Here is a 406-nt window from a genome sequence, read left to right on the forward strand (position 1 = left end):
CCAGCTTTTGTCTTCATCTGTTTTAGAAAGTACAAAGTTGACAAGCACGCGAGTAATTTCCTTATCTCTGCCCGCTTTACTAATGAGGCGGTCTACAGCTTCATTAAGCACATCATCTGTGCGCAATTCCACTTCAAAATTAAGAGGCAGTCCAAGATCTTTGGCAAAAGTGCGCAGCACGCGATGCGTAAATCCATCAATAGTTGAAACTTCAAAAGCCGCATAATTATGAATGATGTTCTTCAGAATTGCACGGCTTTTCTTCTGAACTTCTTCGGAAGGCAACCCGGAAGCTTCTGAAATATCTTCTAAAAACAATTGTTCTTTAGCCGAAGGTTCCATTGCAGCAAGAACGTGCAGCCCCTGAATGATACGGGACTTCATTTCGGCTACTGCCTTGTTAGTA

At 42.6% G+C, this 406-nt stretch carries 1 protein-coding gene; it reads right to left on the reverse strand.

Annotated elements, in window-relative coordinates:
- Positions 1 to 406, reverse strand: a 406-nt coding sequence (locus HC176_RS17065; RefSeq protein ID WP_167920207.1) for a UvrD-helicase domain-containing protein, incomplete at both ends; no start/stop codon positions are given.

It is taken from the genome of Tamlana crocina (assembly GCF_012037625.1).